The sequence below is a fragment of the uncultured Nostoc sp. genome (assembly GCF_964245575.1).
GTDB lineage: Bacteria > Cyanobacteriota > Cyanobacteriia > Cyanobacteriales > Nostocaceae > Nostoc.
This window is the reverse complement of record NZ_CAXTNP010000106.1, coordinates 14183-24108: the sequence shown is the minus strand read 5'-3', so window position 1 is coordinate 24108 and position 9926 is coordinate 14183. Positions and strand designations below refer to the sequence as shown.

The following is a 9926-nucleotide window of genomic DNA, read 5'->3' as shown; positions in this document are numbered from 1 at the left end:
GTGCATCTACCATTTACTAATCCGCTTTATTGGTTGCCATATCCGGAAAAATTAAAATCATGAGCAAATTTATTTTATTCTTAAATTAAAAAATATCAGCAATAAAAAAGCCTTCAACTAAAAGCTGAAGGCTATGATTTAATTAAGGTGCATCTACCATTTATTAATCCGCTTTATTGATTGTCATATCCGGGAAGATTTAACTTTGTAACAAATTTATTTTAATTTCAAATCAAAAAATATCAATAATAAAAAAAGCCCCCAACTAAAAGCTGAGGGCTGTGATTTAATTAAGGTGCATCTACTATTTATATATCCGTCTTAGTTCTTGCTACATCAGGAAGAATTGAAAAAAAAATGGATGGCTGTAGAATTGATTTCGTTAGCTACAAAGTTAGTACTGATATCAACGAGGATAACCTACGGTATTTAACTAGGTAATCATTGACCAACTTCACAGTAATTTTACAATTATCCCGAATTTCCTTTGGATACACAAAGTTTCTGTTAATATCTCTGATGGGATATCCGCAATAGTACTAATTTAGTTTATTAGTTGGGTATATGACTATAAAAGTTAGACACACCCAACTTGATGAAGCGATCGCAGTTTCTATTAACCCTTGCTAGTTTTAGTATTGTCGGGGGAAGCTTTTTTCTGAGAAGAACTTTTAGCAGTACTAGAGAATCTAAAATAATAACTGATACATCACGTTACAAAGAAATTCGTAATCAACTATGGTCTGATAATGACCAAGTAAAACATTTTCCTAATGAGATTCCCACTGATGCCAAAAATGTTCGCATTGCTTACTCTCCCGAATTTTCGCAAGGAAGTAGTTTTTTTCAAATTAGGCTGAAACAGCAACCAGAAAAGATAGAAAAACTACTTTCACAATACAGAAGTAGTGCAAAGCACAAATATAGGGGTGGAAGCACAAACGACCACATAAATCAACCTAATGGTGTGCCGACAACTTTTTTCTACACCAGTGACTCTCATACAGAATCTTTTCCACCTACTTATGAAATATTGGTATTAAATACAGAGGATAAAGGTAGACCTGGCTTCAAGTGGAATCATGGAAATAGCTACGGCGTCGCTATTAATACTTCCGCCTCAGAAATTATCTATTGGTCTGAAAAATGGTAATTAACAATTTCATTTTGATTTAGAATCGCCATGAGAAAAATCATTATTTTGGTCACGGCTCTCACTTCAGTACTAAATACTACTTTTCAGCTTTTGGGTATATCACTTTGGATAGTTAAAACTTCTAGCCAGCATCGCTAAGATTTTAATAGTGCTTGAAAACTATCTGAATATGTAGAATGCCAACTGCTTTAATTACTGGTGCTTCTAGTGGTATTGGTAAAGCTTTTGCTCAAGAACTAGCTGCACGCAAGACCAATCTTGTACTCGTTGCTCGTTCCGAAGAGAAACTAAGCCAATTAGCTAAACAACTAGAAGAACAACACAAAATTCAAGTAGAGGTTATAGTCAAAGACCTCACAGAACCTCATGCAGCTGCTGCTGTATTTGATGCTACTAAAGAAAAGGGATTAACCATTGACTTATTAATCAACAATGCTGGTTTTGGTTGCTATGGCGACTTTGCCGAAGGGGATGGAGAAAGACAAGTTAAAATCGTGCAATTAAATATTTTGGCATTGGTAGATTTAACCCATAAATTTCTCCCCTTGATGCGGCAACGTCGTTCTGGAAGTATTATTAACGTATCTTCAATTACCGCATTTCAACCGATACCATACCTTGCTGTTTATGCTGCAAGTAAAGCTTTTATTCTCAGCTTTAGTGAAGCACTATGGGCAGAAAATAATCAATATGGTGTCCGTATTTTAGTCACTTGTCCAGGCCCAATAGAAACAAACTTTTTTGCAGAAGCTAATTTTCCTCCAGCGCTGGCAAGTACTACAGATAAAGTGTATTCTTCCGAAAAAGTTGTTTGTGAATGTTTAGACGCTTTGGAAAAAGGCTATCCAACTGTTATTAGTTCTGATACTAGCACTCAAATTAGAAGCAAATTATCTCGACTTGTACCGCGCAAACTTCTGTTGAATATGTTAGCAAAACACTTTAAAGCCTAAGTATATTTAGGAGTTATGAGTTATGAGTTAGGAGTTAGGAGTTAGGAGTTAGGAGTTAGGAGTTAAAGAAAGCGGGGAATTTAAAACTCTTAACTTTTCACTCCTCACTCCTCACTTATTACATATATCTTGTTAATTGAACTCGGTAACGGTCTTTTTTTGTAACGGCGATTTCCCCAACTTCTAAACGTCCTTTAGAGCGAATGGCGATTAAGTCGCCTGATTTGACTTGAGAACTAGCTTGGGTAACTTCCTTCCAATTGACGCGAACATCACCAGCATCAATGAAATCAACCATTTTGCTGCGGGACATGCCAAAACCAGCAGATGCGATCGCATCTAATCGCAAAGAAGCCTCTACAGTAGTTAATTCTTTTTTCTTCGGTTCCCTAACCTTTAATTCACTTACCTCAATTTGCTGAGTTTTCACAGGAACCGATCGCACCTGTTTAAGACTCATTTCCAAAAATTCCACCAATTCTGGTGCGACAATCGCCTGCGCCCCCCGTTCTCCTAAGACAATCACATCTCCCGTCTTTTCACGAACAATTCCTGTCCCCAACATTGCGCCTAAAAAGTCGCGGTGAGAGGCGGTATCAAACAGGAAATTACCAGCAATTTCTACAGCTACAAGGCTGACTTGAGATTGATCTAAGGGAAGTTCTGAACGAGCGATCGCTATTCTTTGGCGTTCAGCTTGCGGATATCCGCCCCACGCAACTAATTGCACTTCTGTTAATCGGTTAAACACTCGTTGAATTTCTGCCAATTCTGGGGGAGACAGAAAATCAGTCAAAACGACTTCCCAAGTTTTGATGGCTTGCTCCGCTTGATCAATTGCACGAGCTACACTATCTCGATTTTCAACACCTTTTAAAAGTTCTTCTCGTGGCAACATTCTTAAAAATTATGAGTTATGAATTGAGAATTAATCTGCTAAAACTATCTTGATTCTAACTTTAATTCCCATTCCAGAAGGTTTTCATCCTTAGCAATTTGTTGCATTCCCAGTTTTTCCAAAATGCGAATCGAGGCAACATGATCCTCTGGAGAATGAGCGATAATTCTATTGAGTTCTTGCTCAGTAAAGGCAAAATTGACCAGTGCTTCTACTGCTTCAAAAGCAAATCCCTGCTGGCGATAAGCTGATAGCACTTCATAACCCATTTCTACAGTTCCTGTCCGATCGGGTTTGCCAAGAAAACCCAAATCGCCAATTAAAGTAGAATCGGCAATGTCAATCATTAGCCAGATACCCCAACCCAACTGGGAAGGATCATCTATGAGCATCTGAGCATACATTGGAAAAATATCTAACACCTCCGATCCATACCAATCATCAGGAACCCGTACCCCCAAAAGCCTCTCTACTTCGGGCTTATTTCTTGTCACAACGGCTTGCGCCACCTCCAAAGAACAGGGAAGTAACTCAAGTCGCTGTGTCATGATGTGTAAACTATGATTCATTACACGCTACTTGTGTCAGCATAACCTTGGATATTTTCTGGATCAAACTGACGTAATATTCGGGTTGCTTGCCGAGTGAGAGTTTCAGAACCTTGAACGGCAACTAAGTATTTACCCGCATCTAAGCGGTTGCGATAAGGTAAAGCATCACCACTTCCTACGAGTAAACCGACTCCGCCACCGACAAGCACACCACCCATAGCACCACTAGCAGCACCCAGCAGTCCGCCAACGATGTGATTGCCAATTTCACCCGCCCAGGCAAAAGTATTTAAACCAGTGATGAGGCTGAATGTAAAACCTGCAAAAAAGCCAAATGGTATCAGCCAGGTTGCCATCAGTTGTGCTTGCTTTTTGGCTTGGTCTTTGGGGTCAATTAAGCCAAACTCGTCAGCTGTTTTATATCCTTTGCCTAGAATAGTACTGTTTATGCCTTGTTCTTCTAAAGCTAAGTAAGCAGCTTCGGCTTGAATGCGGTCTGGTAATACGGCAACAAGATAATTCATTGATTGTACAATTTGTCTAATAGAAGTTTTGCCTTAATTAACAGCGTATCAGTCCTGGTCGAATCATCTTGCATTGGTTAGGAATTTGGAGTAGACGCGATTAATCGCGTCTGTACAGGAGTTAGGAGTCTTACTCTCCAGCGCTAGCTCTTAAGGGGCTGTTCTTGTTAAGTCTGTATTGAACTCAACTGCAAACCGCGTAGGCTAGCAAGAACCGCAGGCATCGCACAAGTTAGCACAAGTTAAATGTACATCCGATCACTTTAGCGAATCTAGTGGCTCACAAAAATTGTTCACGCCTTGCTTGAGGACATATATCAAAACTGGTGTTGCTAAAATTTTAGGAAACGTCGGCATTGCCTTTAGATGTTCCATCATCTTTTGAGGTGAAGTATTAAGCAAATCTTCTCGATATTCTTGTTCGCAAATCACCACACGCCATTTTCTAGCCAAGGCATCTAACCACTCGGAATTTGCTCTTTCTGGTTGTTGTCCTGCCCGGATAGCTAGCGTCATTGCCGCATCTTCTAAATCTCCATCACAGTCTTCAATCAAATCCAGCGCTTCCATATCGCTGGGATCTTCTGCCAATTGAGAGCGAAACTGTGCAATTTCTTGAGATGTTACTTTAGTCATGAGTCTTTGACTAGGCCAGCGATGCCTACGGCGGTAAACTACGGACACTCAGTTATGCTACATCATTTCACAAAATTCCTGTTACAAATAGGTTTTTCAGGGCGCTTTCAGAATCCAAAATCCGTTTTGGAAGTTTGAGCTACTACATTGCACGGGTCTCCCGCCTTGCTCGCTCTTAGCGTTCTTGCTATGAAAGCAAGTGGCGACTGTTTTAAAGAAGCCGACGCACGCTGCGATATCTTGCTACAGACTTTCCGTAAAATTAAAATTTTTTTATACAGCTAGTAACAGATTTTACTGGCAATCTTTTCAAAATTTTTGCTAATTATTTGCAATAGCTTAGTCATTTACTGTAATGTATATTCTCAATTAGCTGATTACTTAACTCATTAGATAACAGCTATTTGCTGCTTGATTGAGAGGAATAGCAAGTCTGGATGTAGGGGTATAAATGGTATTGAAGCAAATATTAAAGATTCTTTTTGTCACAACCTCTATTTGGTTCTAGATTGCAATAAGCGCTATTGCTCAAGAAGTAAACAAACAAGCACAAGGTAAATCTGTTGCGTCAGTACTACGGGATTCCAAGTCGATTAGAGAGATTCCACGACTGGGTGAAGTAGAATTTCCTAACACCAGCGCTCAACAATTAGTATCGCCAACGCCACAAGCAGCGCCGACTTCAGAAGTTGTGCAAGTGACGGGAGTGAAAGCCAATTCTACCGACAAAGGTGTAGAGGTGATTTTACAAACTTTCTTTGGGCAACGCCTACAAATTACAAATCGTAGTGCTGGCAATAACTTTATTGCTGATATCCCAAATGCACAACTACGTTTACCTAGTGGCGATGCGTTCACATTCCGCTCCCAAAAACCTGTTGTTGGGATTAGTGAGATAACTGTTACTAATCAAGACAGTAATACTATCCGGGTGACGGTGACAGGTGAAACGGGTGTGCCAGTTGTAGAGTTGTTTGATAGTGATGAAGGTTTGATATTCGGATTGACACCTGTTACATTTTCGGCACAAACGCCACCCATTCCAGAACCACCAGAGAATCAAACCCCATCAGAGAAACCATCGGCACAAACTGATGAACCGATTGAACTGGTGGTGACAGGTGAGCAAGATGGTTATCTTGTCCCCGATGCTGCCTCTGCGACCAGAACTGATACCCCGATCAGGGATATTCCGGCATCTATTCAAGTGATTCCCCAACAGGTGATTAAAGACCAGCAAATCACTCGTTTGGATGAAGCACTTCGTAATGTGAGTGGTGTTACATTTGCGGTAAATAATGACAATCGAGGTATTAGGTTTAGTTTGCGAGGGTTTGGAGCGCAAGCATATTCAGGTAGTGTCCCTGTGTTGCGAGATGGCTTTAGGGTATACGGAGTTCAGGGGTTTCCAGAATTTTCCAATTTAGAACGTGTTGAAGTCCTCAAAGGGCCAGCTTCTATTCTCTACGGCGAGATTGATCCAGGGGGTGTAATTAACCTAGTTTCCAAGCAACCACTAGCTGAACCATTTTATGAAGCAGAACTGCAAGTAGGTAGCCAACCATTTGTGCGTCCTCGCTTTGATATTTCCGGCCCATTGACAACCGATGGTAAGGTTCTTTATCGACTGAATGCTTTATACCAATATAGTGAGAGCTTTCGGAACTACGACAACGATATCGAACGCTTTTCTGTAGCACCGATTGTTACCTGGAAAATAGGCGATCGCACTAATTTAACTTTCAACTTGGAATACACCAAAGATAATGGGCCTGCTGACTTTGGTATCGTTGCCTCTAACAACGGAATTGTTGACGTTCCTCGTAGTCGCGTCAGTAATAATCCCAACGACACTATCGAGAATACTTACCTCAGCGTTGGCTACAATTTAGAGCATAAATTTAGCGACAATTGGACAATCCGCAATGCCTTAAGGTTACGAAGTGGGTGTGAAAGCAGATTTGCTCTTAAGCAAACTCTTAGCAACCTTGTCATACTTTGATGTCACAAAGCAAAATGTTGCTGTTGCCGATCCCGATAATTTTGGCTCCTCTCTTGCTACTGGCGAACAACAAAGTCGAGGGGTGGAACTGGATATTACTGGGGAAATCTTACCCGGATGGAATATCATTGCCTCCTATGCTTACACGGATGCTGAAGTTACAAAAGATGCAAATCTAGATTCGGTTGGTAGCAGATTAGCAGGCATTCCCAGGCACAGCGCAGGTTTGTGGACAACCTATGAAGTTCAAACTGGCAATTTTCAGGGGTTAGGCTTTGGGCTGGGATTTAACTATGTAGGCGAACGAGAGGGGGGATTACCAAATACTTTTCAAGCTGATAGTTACTTTGTCACGAATGCAGGGCTGTTTTATCGCCGCGATAATTGGCGATTTGGTTTGAATTTTAAGAATCTGTTCGATGTCAATTACGTTGGAACCGTTAGTGGTAACGCAGTCAGAGGCAATGATTTCGGCGAACCATTTACTGTGATTGGTTCAGTAACATTTCAATTTTGATTCAAAACTCTCATCAATTGAGGTTAGCCATGAAATTCCGTAACTTGGTGTTAAAGCTGCATAGTTCTATTGGCATTCTGATGGGATTGCTACTAATGGTGATTAGTCTGAGTCGTGCTAGCATCGTTTTTCATAAAGAGTTGGATCGCGCACTCAATCCATCGCTGTGGTCAGTCACTCCCCAAGCAACACAAATATCGCCGGATTTAATACTGGCCTCAGTTGGGAAAGAGTTTCCTAACTTTTCTGTGCAGTCTATTAGTTGGCTGCAAAAGCCAGATGAGAGCTATCTTTTACAGGTAAAAGCAAAAGATGCTAAAGAATTACAAACTTTTGTCAACCCTTATACAGGCGAGATTTTGGGTTCAAGGGTTTGGGAGCGATCGCTTATTGGCTTTTTGTACGCCTTGCATCACGACTTATTTATAGGCAAAGTGGGGATGGTGATTGTTTAGCAACCTGAGAATACCTTTTTCATCTAAATATGTTGCTAATAAGTCTGAAATTTCCATAACTACTAAGATACAAAAATCTATGGTCAATATTATCGATAACCTAGAACAGTCATATTGTGTAATCCAAATTGGTGAGAAAGTGACTGAACAAGATACTCAGAATTATCTTGCTCGCTTTACACATCTCATCAATCATCAAGAGCGCATAGGCTTTGCTTTTCAATACCTGGGTGGTAAACCTCGAAAATCAAAAGCTGGCGAAAAAATGGAGGGTGAGTGGCTGCGTGTACACAAGAAAGAACTTGAGAAATATTGCTTGGGTATAGCTATGGTTACTTCTCCTAGTATAGAATCCCTACTAAAACGAATAATTTTGAAAGGAGCTGGGAAGCGTTTATTTGGTTGCAATTGCGAACTCTTCTATAGTTTGGATCAAGCAGAAGAGTGGTTTAAGACTCGTAGCCAAAGCAGATAATAGGGATTGGGGATTGGGACAGGGCAAACACACCTCATTTCACCAAAACCTTGTTGGATAAGGATCAATACAGATGAAAAAATAGCCTAAAAGCCTCATTCTTCAATGTAATTATTGAAAAATGAGGCTTTTAGAATTTTTAATTGAAAGATTAGTCAGCAGTACTAGTACAGGTCGGCGGAAATAAACCTGCTATTTCATTACAGCCAGAAAGCCCAAAATTAAATCATGGGTGACTTTTGAATGCGTGAATGCGTGAATGCGTGACTTCCCCAAAGGGGCACTAGCGTAATGCTCTGAGGGTAACAGACCGTTGTAACTGAGCTAAAGCACGGTTGTAATCCAAAATTGCTGTAACTCGATTACCTTCAGCTTGTGTAAGGTCGTTTTCAGAGTTAATCACATCAGTTTGAGTGCCTACACCAGCTTGGAATCGCAAACGTGCTAAACGTAGAGCTTCCCTAGCTTGTTCTAAAGCGGTATTAGCGGTTTGAACATTCTCTAATCTAGATTGCTGGGTAGAATAGGCTTGTTCTACCTGAAAGCGAATTTGGTTGCGCTGTTCGGCAAATTGAGTTTCTGCGATCGCAATATTAGCTCTGAACTGATCTGCCCTTGCTCTTGCTGCTCCTCCATCATACAAATTTAGGGTTGCCCTAACTCCAAATGAATAACCATCAGTAATGCTGGCATTATCATTGAACTGATCTAACAGATTGTAGTTACCTACCAAACTAATTTGAGGGCCTAGCTCCGCAAGGGCTTGCCTACGCTGTTGCTCATAAGTATTACGTTGTGCTAACTGCTGTTGCAATTCTGGACGATTTTGATAAGCCAGCACAATACTTTGTTCTAGCGTTGGGTTCCAAAGACCAGCTAATTGTACAGGGTCGGCTGCACTGATATTTACCGCCTGCGGCAAACTTATCCGAGTTGCTAATTGACGACGGGCAATTTCCTGCTGCGATCTAGCATTAGTCAAATTTTGTTGGGCATTTGCTAAATTCACCTGCGATCGCAACACATCAAACCGCGTACCAACCCCAGCTCGCTCTAAAGCTTCTGCATCACGCAAACTAGCCTCAGAGTTCACCACAGCCGACTGGCTAATGCGTACTTGTTCATCAGCTTGTTGCAGATTGTAGTAGTCAGTGGCAACATTCAGACGGATTGTCTCAGACTGAGTTTCTACAGCAAACTCATAGTAACGTACCTGTTCTTCAGCCGCTCTGATATTAGCTTGCACTCTCCCAGAAGTATAAATGTTATATGAAAGTTGTGCTTGACCAGAAAAAGCTGTACTGGGTTGATCTTGGTTAGAGAGTAAGCCATTTCTCCCACTTAATTCGTCTTGAAGCTGACTACTAGCAGACTGAGTGCGAGTAATATCCGTGCTAATTCCCAGAGTGGGTAATAAAGCCGCTTGCGCCTCCTGTAGAACTGCTCGATTGCGTTCTAGCTCCAATAGAGACACCTGTAAATCCCGATTATTCCGCCGTGCTAGCTCTAAAGCCTGTGCCAAAGTAATCGGCTGATTTCCCTGAAGTCTCACTTCCTCCGGTTTGGTGGGAAATTGCAGGGGATTTGAGCTAGGAATCAGGTTCTGTGGAATTTGCACTGACCCTGATGGCGCAGGAGTTATGGTTCTTGGCACTGTGGAAGGTTGCACTGAACCCCCTGGCGTAGGAATTACGGTTTCCGGTGCTGTGGAAGGTTGCACTGAATCCCCTGGCGTAGGAATTACGGTTTCCGGTGCTGT

The 9926-nt window shown here is 41.3% G+C and carries 11 protein-coding genes; 6 read left to right on the top strand and 5 right to left on the bottom strand.

Annotated elements, in window-relative coordinates:
* Positions 1-595 precede the first annotated feature (595 nt).
* Both ACFFAP_RS17970 and ACFFAP_RS17965 read left to right on the top strand, forming a co-directional pair.
* Positions 596-1153: a hypothetical protein gene (locus ACFFAP_RS17970; protein ID WP_375512478.1), complete on the top strand. Its 558-nt coding sequence runs from the start codon at positions 596-598 to the stop codon at positions 1151-1153.
* 179 nt (positions 1154-1332) lie between these two features.
* On the top strand, positions 1333-2109 hold the full coding sequence (locus ACFFAP_RS17965) for an SDR family NAD(P)-dependent oxidoreductase (protein WP_375512477.1): 777 nt from the start codon (positions 1333-1335) through the stop codon (positions 2107-2109).
* Between the two features lie 118 nt (positions 2110-2227).
* Here the strand turns inward: ACFFAP_RS17965 and ACFFAP_RS17960 are convergent, their stop codons facing one another.
* From ACFFAP_RS17960 to ACFFAP_RS17945, 4 genes are all read right to left on the bottom strand, one after another.
* On the bottom strand, positions 2228-3007 hold the full coding sequence (locus ACFFAP_RS17960) for a photosystem II S4 domain protein (protein ID WP_375512476.1): 780 nt from the start codon (positions 3005-3007) through the stop codon (positions 2228-2230).
* Positions 3008-3051: 44 nt separating this feature from the next.
* The gene (locus tag ACFFAP_RS17955; RefSeq protein WP_375512475.1) at positions 3052-3576 is read right to left on the bottom strand and encodes a GNAT family N-acetyltransferase; all 525 of its coding nucleotides are present in this window, start codon (positions 3574-3576) and stop codon (positions 3052-3054) included.
* Entirely contained in the window at positions 3576-4082 is a 507-nt protein-coding gene (locus ACFFAP_RS17950) for a hypothetical protein (RefSeq protein ID WP_375512474.1), read from the bottom strand. Before ACFFAP_RS17950 ends, ACFFAP_RS17955 begins: the two co-directional genes overlap by 1 nt.
* A 258-nt stretch (positions 4083-4340) precedes the next feature.
* A complete protein-coding gene (locus ACFFAP_RS17945; RefSeq protein WP_229458202.1) occupies positions 4341-4718 on the bottom strand; it encodes a hypothetical protein in 378 nt (125 codons plus the stop codon).
* 706 nt (positions 4719-5424) lie between these two features.
* On the opposite strand from ACFFAP_RS17945, the gene ACFFAP_RS17940 reads away from it, so the two are divergent.
* The 4 genes from ACFFAP_RS17940 to ACFFAP_RS17925 are packed head-to-tail and all read left to right on the top strand — an operon-like array spanning position 5425 to position 8167.
* Positions 5425-6720 carry a TonB-dependent receptor plug domain-containing protein gene (locus tag ACFFAP_RS17940; RefSeq protein ID WP_375512473.1) on the top strand — a complete coding sequence of 432 codons (1296 nt, stop codon included), beginning with the start codon at positions 5425-5427 and terminating at the stop codon, positions 6718-6720.
* Positions 6707-7237, top strand: a complete 531-nt coding sequence (locus ACFFAP_RS17935; RefSeq protein ID WP_375512472.1) for a TonB-dependent siderophore receptor — start codon at positions 6707-6709, stop codon at positions 7235-7237. The genes ACFFAP_RS17940 and ACFFAP_RS17935 overlap by 14 nt, the downstream gene beginning before the upstream one ends.
* A gap of 29 nt (positions 7238-7266) precedes the next feature.
* Entirely contained in the window at positions 7267-7692 is a 426-nt protein-coding gene (locus ACFFAP_RS17930) for a PepSY-associated TM helix domain-containing protein (protein WP_375512471.1), read from the top strand.
* Positions 7685-8167, top strand: a complete 483-nt coding sequence (locus tag ACFFAP_RS17925; RefSeq protein ID WP_375512470.1) for a hypothetical protein — start codon at positions 7685-7687, stop codon at positions 8165-8167. Before ACFFAP_RS17930 ends, ACFFAP_RS17925 begins: the two co-directional genes overlap by 8 nt.
* Positions 8168-8450: 283 nt before the next feature.
* Here ACFFAP_RS17925 and ACFFAP_RS17920 read toward each other — a convergent pair.
* Positions 8451-9926, bottom strand: a 1476-nt coding sequence (locus ACFFAP_RS17920) for a TolC family protein (protein WP_375512469.1), incomplete at its 5' end; no start/stop codon positions are given.